The organism is Streptomyces boncukensis, assembly GCF_011045075.1.
GTDB classification, from domain to species: domain Bacteria; phylum Actinomycetota; class Actinomycetes; order Streptomycetales; family Streptomycetaceae; genus Streptomyces; species Streptomyces boncukensis.
Genome location: NZ_JAAKZZ010000029.1, coordinates 12420 through 30174, shown reverse-complemented (window position 1 = coordinate 30174; position 17755 = coordinate 12420). Strand labels below are relative to the sequence as shown.

12 protein-coding genes are annotated in these 17755 nt (G+C 74.9%); 8 read left to right on the top strand and 4 right to left on the bottom strand.

The annotated features are described in order from the left end of the window. The first annotated feature begins 156 nt into the window (after window positions 1–156). The 6 genes from G5C65_RS05050 to G5C65_RS05025 are packed head-to-tail and all read left to right on the top strand — an operon-like array spanning window position 157 to window position 4297. The gene (locus G5C65_RS05050) at window positions 157–657 is read left to right on the top strand and encodes a hypothetical protein (protein ID WP_165297388.1); all 501 of its coding nucleotides are present in this window, start codon (window positions 157–159) and stop codon (window positions 655–657) included. Window positions 658–694: 37 nt separating this feature from the next. Next, window positions 695–1315 carry a hypothetical protein gene (locus G5C65_RS05045; protein WP_241265556.1) on the top strand — a complete coding sequence of 207 codons (621 nt, stop codon included), beginning with the start codon at window positions 695–697 and terminating at the stop codon, window positions 1313–1315. Between the two features lie 18 nt (window positions 1316–1333). Next, complete coding sequence (locus tag G5C65_RS05040; RefSeq protein WP_165297387.1) at window positions 1334–2002, top strand: hypothetical protein; 669 nt, start codon at window positions 1334–1336, stop codon at window positions 2000–2002. Window positions 2003–2012: 10 nt separating this feature from the next. Then, window positions 2013–2591: a hypothetical protein gene (locus G5C65_RS05035; protein WP_165297386.1), complete on the top strand. Its 579-nt coding sequence runs from the start codon at window positions 2013–2015 to the stop codon at window positions 2589–2591. A 6-nt stretch (window positions 2592–2597) separates the two neighbouring features. After that, on the top strand, window positions 2598–3215 hold the full coding sequence (locus G5C65_RS05030; protein WP_165297385.1) for a DUF5819 family protein: 618 nt from the start codon (window positions 2598–2600) through the stop codon (window positions 3213–3215). Then, window positions 3212–4297, top strand: a complete 1086-nt coding sequence (locus tag G5C65_RS05025) for an HTTM domain-containing protein (RefSeq protein WP_165297384.1) — start codon at window positions 3212–3214, stop codon at window positions 4295–4297. Before G5C65_RS05030 ends, G5C65_RS05025 begins: the two co-directional genes overlap by 4 nt. On the opposite strand, the gene G5C65_RS05020 is transcribed toward G5C65_RS05025, so the two are convergent. Both G5C65_RS05020 and G5C65_RS38950 read right to left on the bottom strand, forming a co-directional pair. Further along, window positions 4284–4910: a DUF6801 domain-containing protein gene (locus G5C65_RS05020; RefSeq protein ID WP_165297383.1), complete on the bottom strand. Its 627-nt coding sequence runs from the start codon at window positions 4908–4910 to the stop codon at window positions 4284–4286. The two genes, G5C65_RS05025 and G5C65_RS05020, sit on opposite strands and share 14 nt — an antisense overlap. Before the next feature lie 87 nt (window positions 4911–4997). Further along, window positions 4998–6320, bottom strand: coding sequence for a DUF6801 domain-containing protein (locus G5C65_RS38950; protein ID WP_241265555.1), 1323 nt, complete (start codon window positions 6318–6320; stop codon window positions 4998–5000). A gap of 371 nt (window positions 6321–6691) precedes the next feature. Between G5C65_RS38950 and G5C65_RS05010 the strand changes: the two genes are divergently transcribed. After that, window positions 6692–7714, top strand: coding sequence for a DUF6801 domain-containing protein (locus G5C65_RS05010; protein ID WP_165297382.1), 1023 nt, complete (start codon window positions 6692–6694; stop codon window positions 7712–7714). 135 nt (window positions 7715–7849) lie between these two features. Here the strand turns inward: G5C65_RS05010 and G5C65_RS05005 are convergent, their stop codons facing one another. Next, complete coding sequence (locus G5C65_RS05005) at window positions 7850–8839, bottom strand: WxL protein peptidoglycan domain-containing protein (RefSeq protein WP_165297381.1); 990 nt, start codon at window positions 8837–8839, stop codon at window positions 7850–7852. An 80-nt stretch (window positions 8840–8919) separates the two neighbouring features. Further along, window positions 8920–10146, bottom strand: a complete 1227-nt coding sequence (locus G5C65_RS05000; protein WP_165297380.1) for a DUF6801 domain-containing protein — start codon at window positions 10144–10146, stop codon at window positions 8920–8922. Between the two features lie 517 nt (window positions 10147–10663). Here G5C65_RS05000 and G5C65_RS04995 point away from each other — a divergent pair. Next, window positions 10664–17749 (top strand): type I polyketide synthase, encoded by a 7086-nt coding sequence (locus tag G5C65_RS04995; RefSeq protein ID WP_165297379.1) that lies wholly within the window; start codon window positions 10664–10666, stop codon window positions 17747–17749. The last annotated feature ends 6 nt before the right edge of the window (window positions 17750–17755 follow it).

Here is a 17755-nt window from a genome sequence, read left to right as displayed (position 1 = left end):
GGGCGGGCGGGCCGAGGTCGTCGCGACGGTCCAGGTGGAGGTCGAGCCGCGGAAGGGCGAGCCCGGCAAGGACCGCAAACGCTTCGAGGCCGGCCTGGACCGCACCGGCGGCGGCTGGCTGCTGTCCTCCCTCACCCCCCTCCCGGCGGGGCAGCGATGACCCGCCGCAGGGCCCGGGTGCTCGGAGCGCTCGCCGCCGCCCTCGCGCTCACCGCCACCGGACTGACCGTGCGCACCGCGCAGCTGAACGCGTCTCCCGCCGCCGAGAACCGCGCCCTGACCGACGCCGAGGCCACCGACCGAGCCGTCGGCGACGTCAGCAACACCCTGGCGAAGATCTTCAGCTACGGCCCGGACAGCCTGGACGCCACCCGGCAGGACGCGAAGTCGGCGCTCGGCGGGAGGGCGGCCAAGGAGTACGCCACACTCTTCGCGCAGGTGCGCGAGCGGGTACGCCGGCAGCGGCTCACGCTGACGACGACCGTGGTGCGGGTCGGGGTGCGCAGCCTGCACGACGGCACCGCGCAGCTGCTGGCCTTTCTCGACCAGACCGCCGCACGCGACGGCAAGAAGCCCTCGACCACGGCGGCGCAGCTCTCGATGACCGCCGAACTCGACGGCGGCACCTGGCGGATCACCCGGATCACGGCCCGGTAGGACGACCGGCGCGGACGCGGAGGAGGAGCAGCGGCGGATGGCACTCTCGTGGAGGCGGACGGCGGCGGCACGCCGCCCGGTACTGACGACGGCGGCCGTACTCGCCGTGCTGGCCGCCGGGTTCGCGGCCTGGTCCGGCTGGTCCTGGTACGCGGCGGCGCACGACGACACGCTCGCCTACGCCCGCGCACGAGACCGGGCCCTGGCGGCGGCCGAGCAGGGCGCGCGGAACCTGAACACCCTCGATCACCGCAAGCTGGCGGCGGGGCTCGACCGGTGGGAGCGGTCGAGCACCGGGGAGCTGCGCCAGCAGCTCAAGGAGGGCCGGTCGGAGTTCGCGAAGCGGGTGCGCGAGGCGCGCACCACGACCACCGGGGAGGTGCTCTCCGGGGCGGTGACGGAGCTGGACACCCGGGCGGGGCGGGCCTCGGTGCTGATCGCGCTGCGGATCACCGTGGATGCTCCGGACGAGAAGCCGACCGCCAAGGAGAGCCGGATGGTCGGGCAGGTCAGCCGGACCGGCGACGGCGGCTGGAAGCTGAGCGCGCTCGGCCAGGCGCCTGCGGGCAACGCGCCCGCCGACGGCGACAAGGGCGACGGAGACAGCAAGGGCGGCAAGGACGGCAAAGGCGGCAAGGGCGCCGGCGGCGGCGACTGAGACGAGGGGGCACCACCGATGTCGACAACGCGACACCTCATCAACCGTCGCCGGAGGGTCACCGCACGTCCCGCAGCGGACCCCGGGCACCCGGACGAGCGCGTACGCCGCGCCGCCGACCGCACCACCGCGCAGGACCGGGCGCCCCGTGCGCCCCGGGCCCGGCGTCGGCGGGCCGTTCCGTGGGCGGCGGTGCTGCTCGCGACGACCGTGCTGCTGGGCGCTTTCGCCGCCTGGGCGGCGAACGAGGCGTCCGCGCGGCGGGACACCGACGCCGCGCGCAACACCGCGCTCACCGGCACCGCCCGTACCAGCGCGGTCAGCGGAGCGGTCACCCGGGCCGTGGGAGCGCTCTTCTCCTACGACCACGTCGAGCCCGGCAGCACGGACAAGGCGGTGCGGACCTGGCTGGACGGCGCGGCCGTGCGGCAGCACCGCGACCTGCTCTCCCGGATCCGGAAGCAGGGCGCGAAGGAGAAGCTGGTGCTGACCACCACCGTCACCGACAGCGGGGTGGAGCGCATCGAGGGCGACCGGGCCCGGGTGCTGGTCTACGCCGACCAGACCAACACCCGCACCGCGAAGGAGAAGGACGGCACGACCTACGCGGCGGCGATGTTCGCCGTGGACGTGGAACGCCGGGGCGGGGCCTGGAAGATCGTCAACTTCGACACCTTCCGACGCTAAAGGAGCGGAAATGGTCAGATGTGTTGCCGCCGGAGCCCTGCTCCTGGCCGCTGCCGCGGCGGCGGGCTGCGGCTCCGGCGCGGACTCCCGGCCCGAGCGGGACCCCGCGGTCGCGTGGGCCGACGGCGTGTGCGGCCACCTGGGCGAGCGGGGGCGCGAGGTGCGGGTCCCGCGGATCGACAACCGGAAGCCGGAGGCGGCGCAGCGCCGCATCACCGCCTTCCTGGGGGACCTGTCCCGGGAACTGGGCACCCTGGAGCGGAACATGAAGCGCGAGGGGCCGCCGCCGGTGAAGGGCGTACGGGACTCCTTCGACCGTGCGATGAACAAGCTGGGCACGGCGCAGCGGAGCCTCGACCAGGCGGCGGCCAAGCTGCGCAAGGCGCCGGTCACCGATGGGAAGTCGCTGACGGAGGCGCTGCGGGACGCGGGGCGCGCGGTCCGCGCGACGGGCGCCTACCAGGGCCCGGCGCAGGAGCTGCGGGCCGAGCCGAAGCTCAGGCGCGCCTTCGACCAGGCGCCGGGCTGCGACCGGCTCCCCCCAGCCGGCTCCCCGTCGCCCGGCACCCCGTCGGCCGGGAAGGGCTGACGGGCCGTGGAACCGGGGAACCAGCCGCCCGACGAACTCGCCCCGCGGGGCGTTCCGCTGACCGGCGTACGGCGGAAAGCCCTGCGGGCGTTCGCCCTGGGAGCGGTGGGGCTGGCACTGGCGCACGCCTGCATGCTGCTGCTGTACGTCGCCTCCGACTTCCCGCTCTCCAAGGGCCGCAGCCAGCAGGTCCAAAGCTGGATGCGGCCGCTGTTCCCGCAGGACTGGAGCGTCTTCGCACCGGACCCGCTGCGGTACACCGTCCATCTGGAGGTACGGACGAACCCGGGCGGCACGCCGGGGCCGTGGATCGACCTCACCGCACAGGACAACGCGGCGTACCGGCACCAGCCGCTGCCCTCCAAGGAGGACCAGCAGGTCCTGCGCAAAGCGCTCTCCCGCTACCGGGCCGGCCGGCCGGAGGCCGGAACCGCGGCGCAGCGGACCGTCGGCGGCCGCTATCTGCGCAACCTGGTGCTGGCCCGGCTGCGCGACCGGGGCACCGACCCCGGCAGCGGGATCAACATGCGGGTGCGGACGACGCGGATCCCCGCCCCCGACGGCACGGGGCGTACCGCGCCGCCGCGCTACCAGAGCCTCGGCCACTGGAGGGTTCCGTCATGACCGTACGCCAGGCAGTGCGGTACGTGGACGGGGCGCTGGTGTCCTCCGGCCGCCGGCTCAGTGCCCGCGCGTCCCGGCTGACCCGGGAACCGTTCGGTCTCCACAGCGCCGCGGCGATACGGATCGGGCTGGCCGGCCTCTATCTGCTCAGCCTGGTGCGGGAGATCGGGCACGCGGACCGGCTGTGGGGCCCGGGGGCGCCCTTCACCCCGGAGCTGTTCCGGACGGTCATGGAGCAGCGAGGCTGGGACGGCGGCCCGCTCGGCTGGTGGTACACCCTGCTGGACACCCGGAGCGCACCGGCCTTCTGGAGCTTCTACGCGGCTGCCGCAGCGGTCAGTCTGCTGCTGATGCTGGGCTGGCACACCCGGGTCATGGCGGTGCTGTTCTGCTTCGCGGTGGTGCCCTTCTATATGCGCGGCAGCATGGCGAACAGCGGCTGGGAGCTGCTCAGCCTGCTGTTCGCCACCCTCCTGGTGTGCTGTGCCTCGGGCCGCCGCTGGTCGCTCGACGCCCGGCGCCGGTCCCGCGCCCGGGGCGCGGACGGGGGTGTGCGCGTGCCCCGCTGGGGCGAGGAGACGGAGGAGGTCCGGCGGCGCGCAGTCACCGTGCTGCACAACTGCGGCATGGCGCTGATCGCGCTCCAGGTGATGGTCGTCTACTGCTCCGCCGCCATGTACAAGATCCAGGGGGAGTCCTGGCGGGACGGCACAGCCCTCTACTACGTCCTGCGCTCCGACGACTTCTCCAGTTGGCCGGCCCTGTCCGACTGGCTCTCCGGGCACGGCACCCTGCTCGCGCTGCTGGCCTACGTCACCGTCTTCTCCCAGATGCTCTTCCCCGCCCTGGTGTTCCACCGGCGGCTGAAGTACTGCGTCCTGCTGGTCATGCTCAGCACCCATCTGGGCATCGGTGTGCTGATGGGGCTGCCGATGTTCTCCGCGGTGACGATCGTCGGCGACCTGGTCTTCGTCCCCACCGCGTGCTGGCTGCGCGTCACCGGCCTGGTACGGCTGATCCGGGCGCCCGCGCAGCCCGCCGAGACCCCCTCGGCAGCCCCGGAGCGGGTCACCTCGGCGTGACCCGGAGGGTGTGCAGCGTCCTGTCCTGGTCGGCCGGGTCCAGCGTGCACACCGCCTCGAAGGTGTCCAGGCTCGTCCGGTCCCCGTGCGCGTCCCTCGGCGTCATGGTCAGCAGCAGGCTGTCGACGTCGATGCGGACCTCGCCCGGCTCGTGGAAGTAGAGCGCCGGCGCCCAGCCCTCCGCCCGGACCCCGAAGTCCTCCGCGGGCTCGGGGACCGCGGTTCTGCCGATGGCGTTGTCCAGGCGGATGGGCAGTTCGCCGCCGGGGGTGCGGATGGTCACCCCGGCGGTGGCCACGCCCTCCAGCGTGGTCGCGCCGACCGTGCGCAGCCCTTCGGCCGCGTCGGCGCCGACGGTGGCGTCGGAGGTGATCTCCAGCCGTCCGGTGCTCCGACCGACCTCGACCTCGTCCGGTATCTCCGCGCTGATCCGCACCGTCAGCGGCTCCTCCTCCAGCAGCGGGAAGACACACTGATAGGTCTGCGTCAGCGACGCGGCGTCCGCCGCCGCCGGCCCGGCGCCGACGGCACCGAGCAGTCCCGCGAGCAGTCCGCCGACCGCGACCGCGGCCCTGGCCCCGGGTACCCGTTCCGTTCTGGTGCGCGCTCCCATGTGCGCCGCCTCTCGTCTCGCCGCCCCGACGACGCCACCGGCCCCCGACGCGGTGTACGCGGGGGCCGGGGCGCTCTCAGGGGGGTGTCACTTCCGGGTGGTGAGGTCCATGTCGATGGTGTTGCCGTCACCGGCCGTGAAGGCGCTGATGATGCCGGTCAGGCCCCCGCAGTCCTGGAGCCCTGGGAGGGTGTAGGTGCCGGAGATCTTGCCGCCGTTGAGGGGGTCGAAGCGCCCCTCGGAGGCGAGCTTGATCTCGGTGGCGGACGTGGTCTTGCACTCCTCGCCCCCGCCGATCGGCAGCCCGAAGACCGAGACGGAGGGCAGCTTCACATACATCTCGCTGCGCGTCTTGAGGTCACCGGCCGTGTTGAGCGTGCCGCTGGTCCGGCCCACCTGGTCGAACTCCACCGTCGCCGTGGTGGGGAGGATGCCGAGGATGGTGAACTCGCCCTTGGTCGGGTCGAGGGTCAGATCGGCGTCGAACGTGCCGTTGGCCAGGTCGTACTCCGCCTCGATCCCGCCGGACAGCGGCACATCGCCGTTGGCGGCCTTGATGTTCGAGGTCCCGGACAGGTCGAAGTCGATCTCGACCGGCTGGTTGCCCGGATCGGTGGGGTCATCCGGGTCGGACGGGTCCGAGGGGTCGGACGGGTCCGAGGGGTCACTCGGGTCTGACGGATCGCTCGGGTCCGAGGGGTCGCTCGGGTCCGAGGGGTCGCTCGGGTCCGAGGGGTCGCTCGGGTCGGACGGGTCGCTCGGGTCGCTGCCGCCGTCGTCCGTGATGGTGAAGGAGTGCAGCAGGGTGTCGGAGGAGGTCATCTCGCAGTCCGACTCAAACGGACCGTCGGGGAAGCCGGGGAAGACGATGGTCTCCCCGTTGGCGTCCTTGACCTCCAGGTCGTGCAGGTGCAGCCCGGTGACGTCGATGGTGCCCTGGCCCACCTTGTTGAACTGGAGCGACGGGGCGTTCCCCCGGACATCGAGGTCGAAGTCCGCCGTCGGGTTGGGGATCTCCGTCGCGTCGAAGGAGTTGGGGACCTTGGCGTCGATGTCGCCGTCGGGGGTGCCGACAGTGACGCTCGCCGTCGCCTTGCCCTCCAGCGTCTTGCCGCCGACCAGCACCATGCCGTCGGCCGCCGCCTTGAGCACGGTGGCGGTCGTGTTGATCTCGAAGGCCGGCAGCCGCTCGCCCACCTTCACCTCGGTGGGCAGCTCGGCCTGGATTTCGATCGTGATGGGCTGCCCGCCGATCAGCGGGAACGTACAGCTGTACTCCTGTTTCAGGCTCGCGGGCTCGGCGGAGGCCGTGCCCGCGCCGAGGGCGCTCAGCATGCCGGCCGCGAGACCGGTCGCCGTCGCCGCGGCGAGGGCCGTCCTGATCCTGGCCCGTTTTCCTCGGACTCTCATCCGTATACCTCTCGTGTTGCGTGAATTGGACATCAACGCTTGCCGCGCACCCCTTGCCCAGGAATTCATGGCACGCGATAACAAATCGGGGGGTTCAAAGGAATACGCGACCATGTTTCGGACCGGTAAATTACTTACGAGTAAGAGGGCGGTCAAGACTTCACTCGGCGCCCCGACCGAAAAAACGGAGCGACCTCTGCTTCTTGTGGCCCCGGTGAGCAACAGAAAGATCGCACTCGCATTCAGCTGAGCAATTTCCGGGCCTTCACAAGGACCGCACACACGGCATCTTGACCCATAGATTACCTGTCAGTACTTTCTGGTGCCGTCCCTACCGTATTCCCTGGCACGGCCCTGCGAGAGGCGGACCCATGAAAGCTCGACGGAGAATGGTCAGGGCGGGCGCGGCGCTGGGCATGGCGGCCCTCGCCGGGGCGGCCGGCGCCGGCAGTGCGACCGCGGTTCCGGTCACCCTCACCCAGGAGTATTCCTGCGAATTCCCGCTGATCGGCGCCGACCCGATCAAGATCGCCATCTCCTCGGACATGCCGGCCTCGCTGCCCGCCGGCGACTACACCGGCGAACTGAAGATCGAGTCCGTGGCGACGGTCAGCGAGCGCGCCGCGGGCGCCCTGGCGCTGGTGGGTGTGAAGACCCTGGAGGGGGTGGCGACGGCCGAGGTGAGCGTGCGGCTGCCGAGCGGCGGTCGGCTGCTGGTCCAGGTGCCCAACACGGTGCAGAAGACCGGCATCCCCGCCCCCGCCGCCGCGTTCGACACCTCGGCCTCGGGGAAGGCGCCCTCCATCGGGTTCGACGAGACCGGCACCGCGGGCATCGACGTCGACCAGCTGACCCTGAAGCTGACGGCCCGGGACGCGTCCGGCGCCCCGGTCCACCTCCCGCCGTACGGGGACGTCTTCACGGCGGAGTGCACGCTGGACCCGGGCGACCAGAACCGTACGCTGCACACGATCAAGGTCACCGAGCCGGAGCCGGGCGGCACGGCCGGCGGAACGAGCTCCGCCACCACCTCCGCCGGCAGCGGCTCCTCGGGCTCGTCCGGGTCGCCGGGCGGCGGGGACACCGGTGGCGGCGCGGGGACGGGCGGAGGCGCCGCCCCGGTGGCGGCGGGCGACGGCGGCACCGATCTCAACACCTCGGTACGGCCCGAGGCGAACGGCGGTTCGGGCGGTGGCGGTGCAGCGAGCGGCGGCGATACGGCAAAGGACGACCCGAAAGCGGCCGGCGGATCCGGGACCGGAGGCGCGGGGGGTCAGCTGGCCTCCACCGGCACGTCGTCCGTCGGCGTCCTGCTGGCCGCGTCCGGGGCGCTCGGCGCCGGCGGCATAGCGACCTGCTACTACGCCTCACGGGGGTCCGTCCGCACCGGCTGACGCGGGGAGACACGTCCCCGCGCCCCTGGCGGGGCGCCCCGTCAGGGGCGCGGGGAACTGCGCGACCAGCCACAGCCCAGCCGCAGCCTGCGACGCGCAGCAAGGGGCAGCCCCGACCCGGCACACTCCCGGCGCTCACGAACGACCGCGGCGCCACCGCCGCACCAGCCGCCCGGCCGCCCAGGCCACCGGCACCAGCAGCACCAGCAGCAGCCACCAGCTGACCGTGCGATAGCCGTCGCTGCCGCTCTCCACGATCCGGCCGTCCCGGTCGCTGGCCGTCACCCGCACCGTGCCCCAGTCCACCAGCGGAGGGCCGGACCACTTCTGGGTCACCTCCACCCGCTGGCCGGGCAGCAGTTCGGCGGGGAGCTTCTTGCCGGTGGTGCTGAAGGGGCGCCGTCCGAGCAGGCCCGCGGCCTTGATGTCGACCTGCGGACGGAGCATGGTGTTGCCGGTGTTGGCGAGGGTGTAGCCGATGGTGGCGTCCTGGCCGGAGCCGGGCAGCAGCGGCGTCGCGTAGTCGAAGCGCACGTCGCGCACCTCCAGCCGGTCGGTGCGCTCGCCGTTCACCCGCAGATGGATCCGGCTGCCGACGGCCTGCTGGACGCCGACGCCCACGGCGCCCTTGGCCTTGGCCACCCGCTTGTCGACGGCGACCACCGCGCCCGCGTGGTCGCCCGGCTCGGCCTTCGCCGGGACCTCGACGGCGAAGGGCACCGTCTTCTCGCCGCGCGCGGGCACGGTGACCTCCCGGTGCTTCAGCCGGGTCCACTTCCCCACGTCCCGCTGCTTCTCCGCGTGGGTCCGTACGGCGAACCCGCCGTCCCGTGGCGTGTTGTGCGCGTCCGCGCCGTAGAGCAGGAAGGTCATGGGCCGGTTCACGCGGTTGGCGACGGTCACCTTCTCCCGCAGGGTGGCGCCGGGATCGGCCCGGAGCCGGAACACCGCCCGCTTCCCCGCCCCCTGGACGGCCCGCTCCTCGGTGGCTTTGGCGGGGAAGACGGCCCAGCGTCCGTTGTCGGCGGCGTGCGCGTGCGGCGCGCCGGGGACGGCGAGTGCGCCGAGCAGCAGGCTGAGCAGAACGAGCAGAACGGCTGGGGTGGGCAGGGCGTACGTGCGCATCGGGCCCCCTGGGGCAAAGGGCCGGTGGACCGGCCGCCGAGGGAGGCGTCCGGCCCACCGGGGATCGGGCTGGGGTCAGGTCAGGTCAGGGTGAGGGTGAGCACCGACGCGTAGTCGCCGGGCGCGGCGTCCGCCGGGACCTCCAGGTCCAGGCCCGCGCCGACGGTGAACTCACCGCCGCTGTCCTCCCCGTCGGGCGAGGTGGCGAGGGTGGCGCCCTCGGTGCCCACCACCCCGTCCGTGCCCGGCACGCAGGAGCCGGCCGAGCCCGGCGCCGCCGTGCAGGCGGGAGCCCAGCTGAGGTTCTCGGCGCTGATGGTGTCGGCGCCGCTGAAGTCGGTGGCCTTGCCGGTCAGCGACCAGCCGGAGGTCCCGTCGCGGGAGTCGGAGACCGTCACCGTCTGCAGATCTCCGGTGGAGTTGCCGCCCTGCCCCTCGGTGACGGGCGACATCCGCACGGTGTCCCCGGCCTGGGTCATGGTGAGCGCGCCGCCCTGGCCATCCGGTTTCACCGAGGTGTTGAGGTCCTGGTTCCCGGTGGACGAGCCCGGGTCGGTCGGGTCGCCGCCCGGGTCCGTCGGATCGGGTCCGGGGTCGGTCGGGTCCGACGGGTCGGAGGGATCGGCGGGGTCGGTGCCGGGATCGGGCGGGTCCGAGGGGTCGGTGCCGCCGCCGTCCTTGATGGTGAAGCTGTGCAGCAGGGTGTCGGAGGAGGTCATCTTGCAGTCGGCGTCGAACGGACCGTCCGGGAAGCCGGGGAAGACGATCATCTCGCCGTTGGCGTCCCGGACCTGCATGTCCGTCATCCGGATGCCGTTGACGTGGATCTTCCCCTCGCCCGGCTGACCGAACTGCAGCTGCGGCGACTTCCCGCTCGCGTTGACCTCGAAGTCGCGGGTCGGGTTGGGGATGTCCGTCTTCTCGATGTCGTTGGGCACCTTGACGTCCAGGCCGCCCTGCGGCGAGTCGACGGTGACGTCCGCGATGGCCGTGCCCTCCAGGGTCTTGCCGCCGACCAGCACCATCCCGTCGGCCGCCGCCTTGGGCACGGTGGAGACCGCGGCGATGTCGAACGGCGGGACGGTCTCGCCGACCTCCACCACGGAGGGGAGGTCCACGCTGATGTCGATGGTGATGGGCTGCCCGCCGATCAGCGGGAAGGTACAGCTGTACTCCTGGTGCAGCTCCGCCGGTTCGGCGGCGGCGACGCCTGCTCCGGCCGCGCTCAGCATCCCGGCCGCAAGGCCGGTGGCGGCAGCGGCGGCCAGCGCGGACCGTACGCGGGATCTGGTTCCATGGGCTCCCATTGAGGCACCTTTCGCGCAGATATCCGATTCCATTCCGGAGCGGAATGCCCGGTCGGTACAGGAAGAAAAAAGGGGGGGCGTCTTCGGTGGCACGAGCGCGTTACGCGGACCGTGCCCGAATGTTTCGAGCCCGAAAATTACTGACAGGTAGGCCAGGGGTCAAGGGAGCGGACAGCGGCGCCCGGCACTCTTTCTCCGTCCGGAATTCCTTGTCAGCGCGGTGAGCACCGGAGCGGCCCCTCTCATCCGGGATCCACAACGCGGCGGCGTACGACGGGCTCCGGGCGGGGTCATAGCACCGGGCTCTGCCGCCATACCGGGATGACAACCCCCGCACCGAAAGTGCTCAGCGTCCTGAGCACTCCGGTTTCACCGCGTCCGGCGCTCCTTGACCCTTTCGGAATTCGCTCGTTACTTTCCCCGGGCCACCAGAAATTCCCGGCGGCCGCGCAAGTTCCGGTATCCCCCACCCCGCGCAGCGGTGCAGCCCGCTGCGCAGACCACGATGCGGAGCGCCATGCCCCCTTCCCCAGTGAGCCCGGAAACCGTCATCGGAGTGAGCCCGTTCGGAATGGCCGACGCGCGGCTGGCCGGCGCGGTGAGCCGGGCCGGCGGACTCGGCGTCCTGGACCTCGGCCCCGGCCCGGACGACCCGGACGACCCGGACCCCCGTGCGGAGCTGCACCGGCTGGCGCGGTGGCTGCCCGGACGGTACGGCGTACGGGCCGCGCCCGGCTGTGCGCTGACACCGGGCGATCTGGCCGCTCTGGGGGACGCCGGGCCGCACACCGTGCTGCTGGACTGCCGCCCGCCGCCCGCCGCCGCGTCCCCGTGGGATCCGGAGCGGCTGTGCCGCACCCACCGGGTGCTGGCCGAGGTGACCTGCCTGGCGGAGGCGCGCCGGGCCGTGGCGGCCGGGGCCGCCGGGCTGCTCGCCCGGGGCGGTGAATGCGGCGGCCGGGCAGGCGAGCTCGGCACCTTTCTGCTGCTGCAGCAGCTCACCGCCGACCCGGAGTTGCGCGTACCGGTGTGGGCCTGGGGCGGTATCGGGGTGCGCACGGCAGCCGCCGCGGTGGCCGGGGGCGCCGCCGGAGTCGTCCTCGACACCCAGCTCGCCCTGCTGGAGGAGTCCACCCTGCCCGAGACGGTACGCGCGGCGCTGCGCGCGGCCGTCCCGCACCCCGCGTCGGAGCCGCGCCCGGAACGGGCGCGGGGCTCATATCCCTTGCGGCAGGGGCAGCCCCGGCCCGGCACACCCCACCGGGCAGCGCTGCCCGCAGGACAGGACGGCCCCCTCGCACCGCGCTTCGCGGCGGAGTTCGCCACCGTGCCGGCCGCGCTGCGCGCGCTGCGCGCCGCGACGGCGGCACCGAGCGCACCAGACACACCAGGTGAACCGGACACGGCGGACGCACCGAACGGCACCGTGCGGCCCACCGGCACCCGGCTGCCCATCGGGCAGGGGCCGATGACCCGGGTCAGCGACCAGCCGCGGTTCGCGGCCGCCGTGGCGGACGCGGGCGGGCTGCCCTTCCAGGCCCTCGCGCTGGCCGACGGCGCGCACTCCCGCGAACTGCTCGTCCGCACCCGGGACGCGCTGGACGGCCGCCCCTGGGGCGTGGGGATCCTGGGCTTCGCCGACCAGGAGACCCGGGCGGCGCAACTGGCGGCCGTACGGGAGATCCGCCCCACCCACGCCGTGCTCGCGGGGGGCCGGCCGGCGCAGGCGGCGGCGCTGGAGGCCGCCGGTATCGCGGCCTTCGTCCATGTGCCCTCGTCCGGGCTGCTGCGCCAGTTCCTGGCCGCCGGGGTGCGGCGCTTCGTCTTCGAGGGCGCGGAGTGCGGCGGCCACGTCGGCCCGCTGCACGCCTTCGCGCTGTGGGAGGCCCAGCTCGGTGTGCTCGCGGACCATCTGCGCGAACGCCCCGGCGACGCCGGGGAGCTGGAGATCCTGTGCGCCGGCGGCATCCACGACGCCCGGTCGGCCGCCATGGTCCGGGCCCTGACGGCGCCGCTCACCGCGCGCGGGGCGGCCGTCGGGCTGCTGATGGGCACCGCGTACCTGCTCACCGAGGAGGCCGTCGACTGCGGCGCCGTGCGGCCGCAGTTCCAGCGTCAGGTCGTCGGCGCCGACCGCACGGTGCTGCTGCGGACGGCCCCGGGGCACGCCACCCGCTGTGTGCCCAGCCCGTTCACCGAGGAGTTCGGCGCGGCACGGGCGCGGCTGCGCGACGCGGGGCTGCCCGACCGGGACGCCCTGGAGCGGCTGGAGCGGCTGAACGTGGGGCGGCTGCGGATCGCCAGCAAGGGCGTCGAGCGGCGCGGCGGCGAGCTGTCCCCCGTGGCGGAGGAACGGCAGTTGGCCGAGGGCATGTTCATGGCCGGGCAGGTCGCGGTGCTGCGCACGGCCACCACCACGCTGGCCGCGCTGCACCGGGAGGTCACCGAGGGCGCGGACGCGTTCCTGCGGCAGCGCGCCGCCACAGCCCCGGAGCACGCGGACAGCCCAGACGCCCGCGGCTCCGCGCCCCGGCCCGTGGATGTGGCGGTGGTCGGCATGGCCTGCGTGTTCCCGGGGGCGGCCGACCTGGACGCCTACTGGGCGAACATCCTCGCCGGAGCCGACGCGGTCACCGAGGTGCCCGCCACGCGCTGGGACCCCGCGGTGTACTTCGGCACCGGCGACCACCGGGCGGCGGGCGGCAGCCCGGACCGCACCGTCTCCAAGTGGGGCGGCTTCCTGCCTCCCGTCCCCTTCGACCCGCTCGCCTTCGGGATCCCCCCGGCGTCCCTGGGCAGCATCGAACCCGTCCAGCTGCTCGCCCTGCAGGCCGCGCGCCGCGCGCTGGACGACGCCGGGCTCGGCGACGGGGACTTCGACCGCGCACGCACCTCGGTGGTCTTCGGGGCCGAGGCGGGCAGCGACCTGGCCAACGCCACCACGCTGCGCACCGTGCTGCCCGCGTACGCCTCCGGCATCCCGGCGGAGCTGGCGGACCAGTTGCCGACGCTCACCGAGGACTCCTTCCCCGGCATGCTCGCCAACGTCATCGCCGGACGCGTGGCCAACCGGCTCGACCTGGGCGGGGCCAACTGCACGGTGGACGCGGCCTGCGCCTCCTCGCTGGCCGCCGTGGACCTGGCCTGCAAGGAACTCGTCCAGGGCGGCAGCGACCTGGTGCTGTGCGGCGGCGCCGACCTGCACAACGGCGTCAACGACTATCTGATGTTCTCCTCGGTCGGCGCGCTGTCCCCGACCGGCCGCTGCCGCACGTTCGACGCTGGCGCCGACGGCATCGCGCTCGGCGAGGGCGTGGCCTGCGTCGCGCTCAAGCGGCTCGACGACGCCGAGCGCGCCGGGGACCGGGTCTACGCGGTGATCAGGGGCGTGGGCAGCGCGGGCGACGGACGCGGCCAGGGGCTGACCGCGCCGCGCCCCGAGGGGCAGCGGGCCGCGCTGGAGCGCGCCTACCGCACGGCGGGGGTCTCCCCGGCGGCTGTCGGTCTGGTGGAGGCGCACGGGACCGGCACCGTCACCGGGGACCGCACGGAGCTGTCGGTGCTGACCGAGGTGTTCGCGGACGCCGGGGCCGCGCCGGGCCGGTGTGCGCTCGGCTCGGTGAAGTCCCAGATCGGACACACCAAGTGCGCCGCCGGGCTGGCCGGTCTGATCAAGGCGGCGATGGCGCTGCACACCGGCGTGCTGCCGCCCACCCGGCAGCTGGAGCGGCCCAACCCGGCCTGGCGGCCCGGCAGCAGCCCGTTCGTCTTCCACACCGAGGCCCGGCCGTGGGCCGCGCCGCCCGGGGAGCGCGTCGCCGGGGTCAGCGCCTTCGGCTTCGGCGGCACCAACTTCCATGTCGTGCTGAGCGCTCCGCCGCGCGGCGGGCCGCCGCCCGCGTCCGGGCACCGGGAGTGGCCCGCCGAGCTGTTCACCTTCCGCGGCCGGGACGCGGCGGCGGCCCGCCAGGAGGTGCAGCGGCTGCTGGACCTCCTGGACAGCACGGGGGACACGGCGGCGCCCGGCCCCCGGCGGCAGCCGCAGCCGCCGCGAGCGGGCTCGCGGCGGCTGCGGCTGCGGGACCTGGCGGCCACCGTGGCCCGCCGGTCGGACGCCCGCCCGTATCCGGTCCGTATCGCCGTCGTCGCGCCGGACAGCGCGACCCTGCGGAAGCTGCTGCGCCAGGCGCTCGCCGGGGGCCACGACCCCGGCGCCGGGGTGTTCCTGGCGGAGCGGGCCGGGGACGGCGAGGGCGCGGTCCCCGCCGCGGACTCCGCAGGGGACGCCGGCCGGGTCGCCCTGCTCTTCCCCGGGCAGGGCAGCCAGCGCCCCGGCATGTGCGGCGCCCTGCTGATCGCCTTCCCCGAGCTGCAGCACCCCCTCCAGCAGGGCGCGGCGCACGCCTCCGCGCTCTACCCGCCCACCGCCTTCGGCCCCGGGGACCGGGACCGGGACCGGGACGGGGACGGGGGTGCCGAGCGGCTCATGGACACCGGGCACGCGCAGCCGGCGCTGGGCATCGCGAGCCTGGCGGTCCTCGAACTCCTCACCCGCGCCGGTGTCCGGGCCGACATGGCCGCCGGGCACTCCTACGGGGAACTGGTCGCGCTGTGCGCCGCCGGGGCGCTGGCCCCGGAGGAGCTGCCCGGCCTGAGCGAACAGCGGGCCGAGGCCGTGCTGGCCGCCGCCGGGGACGAACCCGGGGCCATGGCCGCGGTCGCGGCCGGGCCGGAGGAGACCGGCCGGGCCCTGGCAGCCGCCGGGCTGGGCACCGGCAGCACCGACGGCACCGACGGCACCGACGGCACCGGCAGCGCTTCCCCGGCCTCCGTGGTCGTGGCCAACCACAACGCCCCCGGGCAGACCGCCGTCGCCGGGCCCGCCGGGGCGGTGCGGGAGGCCGTCGCCGCGCTGCGCGCCGCCGGGCACGGGGCCCGGCTCCTCCCGGTGTCCTGCGCCTTCCACAGCCCGCTGGTCGCCGGGGCCGGGGAGCGGTTCGCCGAGGCGCTGGGCACCGCACGGGTACGGACGCCCCGCATCCCGGTGTGGGCCAACCGCACCGCCGCGGTCTACCCCGCGGAGCCGGACGCGGTCCGGGCCGAACTGACGGCCCAGATCGGCGCGCCGGTGCGGTTCGCCGAGCAGATCGAGGCCATGTACCGGGCCGGCGCGCGGGTGTTCGTCGAGGCCGGTCCCGGGGACGTGCTCACCGGCCTGGTCGGCCGGATCCTGGCGGACCGCCCGCACACCGCGCTGCCCTTCGCGCCCCACTCCGGCGCGGGGGGCTTCACGCGTACGGCCCTGCGCGGCCTGCTGGAGTCGCTGGCCCGGCTGGCCGTCGCCGGACTCCCGGTACGGACCGGCTGGCTCTTCCACGGGCGCCGCACCGTGGACGCCGAGCGGGCCCCGGACGGCCGGGCCCCGGGCTGGACCGTGGACGGACACCTGGTCCGGGACGCGGAAGGACATCCCCCACCCGGCGGGCTGCGGCCCGCCCGACGCATCCCCCTGGAGGCCACCGTGACGCCGTACGGACAGCAGGGAACGCCGCCCGCCGGGGCGGACCGCGACGCGCTGATCACCGAGTTCCTGCGCAGCGGCCGGGAGATGATCGCCGCTCAGCGGGACGTTCTGCTGGCCCGCTTCGGGGCCGCCGCGCCGCCGCCGACCGCCCCCGTCCCGCTCCCCCCGGCGGAGCCGGCCGCGGCGCGGCACCGGCACCCGGCACCGGAGACGGCACCGCAGCCGGAGCCGGACGCGGTGGGCGGCGCGCTCTCGGCGGAGGCGGTGCGCGGCACCGTCCTGGAGGTCATCAGCGAGCGCACCGGCTACCCCGCCGACATGATCGAGCCCGATCTCGACCTGGAGGCGGAGCTGAGCGTCGACTCCATCAAGCGCACCGAGATCGCCGGGGAACTCGCCGCCCGGCTGGGCGGCTCCACCGCCGCCGCGTCCCTGGGGGACGACGAGCTGGAGGAGCTGTCCCGGGCGCGTACGGCCGCGGCGATCGCCTCCTGGCTCGCCGAGCGGCTCGCGCCGGACCCGGCGGAAACCCCGGTGGAGACCCCGGCGGAACCTCCGTCAGCACCCCCGGCAGCACCCCCGGCAGAGGCCCCTGTGGAAGCCGCACCGCTGCGGATGGTGCTGCGCACCGAGGCGCTGGGCGTGCCGGAGGCCACCGCTTCGCTGGACGGCAGCCGCTTCGCGCTGCTCGGCGGCGGGGAGGCGGCGACCGCGCTGGCGGCGGCGCTGTCCGCCTGCGGGGCCCGGCCGGCCGTGCTCGCGGAGGGCCTCCCCCGCACGGAGGAGGGCGGCTCCTTCGACGGCGTCTGCCTCCTGTCCGGTCTCGCGGAGGGGCCGGGGGACGCCTGCGCGCCACTGCTGCCGGATCTCTTCCCCGTCGTGCAGTCCGCGCTGCGCAGCAGGCCCCGCTGGCTGATCTGCGCCTACCGGGACGCCGCGGCGGGCGCGGGCATCGACGGGCTGTTCCGTACCGTCGCCCGGGAGCACCCGGACACGCTGGCGCGGGCGGTGCGGCTGGAGCCCGGTGCGGTCTGGGGCTCGGCCCAGCAGCTGGCCGGTGCCGTGCTCGACGAGCTGTCCGCACAGGACCGGGCGCCGGTCGTCGTGCGTACGGCGGCGGGCCGGTTCGCTCCGGCGCCGGTGGAGGCCGCACTGGAGCCGGCGTGGGCGGCGGGCGGCACCGGCGCGGGGCCGGGCGGCAGCGGCGCGGTGGAGGCCGGGACGCTCGGCCTGGACCGGGACTCCGTGGTGGTGCTGGCGGGCGGCGCCCGGGGGATCACGGCGCGCTGCGCGCTGGGCCTGGCCCGCGCCGCCCGCTGCCGCCTCGAACTGCTCGGCCGGACCCCGCAGCCCGCCGGGCCCGAGGAGGCGGCGGGTGCCGGAGCCCCGGACGCCGCCGCGCTGCGCGCCGCGCTGGCCGCGGCGGGCGGGGGGTCCCCGGCGGAGATCGAGCGCACCGTCGCGCGGACCCTGGCCCGCCGCGAGGTGGCCGCCACGCTGGAGGAGCTGCGGGAGGCGGGCAGCCCGGCCCGCTACCACGGGGTGGACGCCCGGGACGCGGAGGCGGTGCGGCGCGCGGTGAAGGAGATCGCCGCCGAGCACGGCCGGGTCGACCTGGTGGTGTGCGCCGCCGGGGTGATCGAGGACCGGCTGCTGGCGGACAAGGACCCGGCCTCCTTCGAGCGGGTGTACCAGACCAAGGTGGACGGGGCCCGCCATCTGCTGGACGCCGTCGCCGAGCTGCCCGAACCGCCCTGCGGCGCGGTGCTGTTCGGCTCGGTCGCCGCGGTGCTCGGCAGCCGCGGCCAGTGCGACTACGCCGCGGCGAACGACGCGCTGCAGCAGCTCGGCAGCGACTGGTCACGGCGTACCGGGCGCCGCGCCCTGACCGTGCACTGGGGGCCCTGGGCCCCCTCGGGCCGGCACGGCGGGATGGTCTCCGCCGCGCTCGGCCGGGACTTCGCCCGCCGGGGTGTCCAGCTGATCGACCCCGACGAGGGCGTACGGGCGCTGCTGCGGGAACTGGCCTGGGGCGACCCGGAGCTGTCCGCCGTCGTCCTGGCAGCGCCGGGCTGGTGACGGACG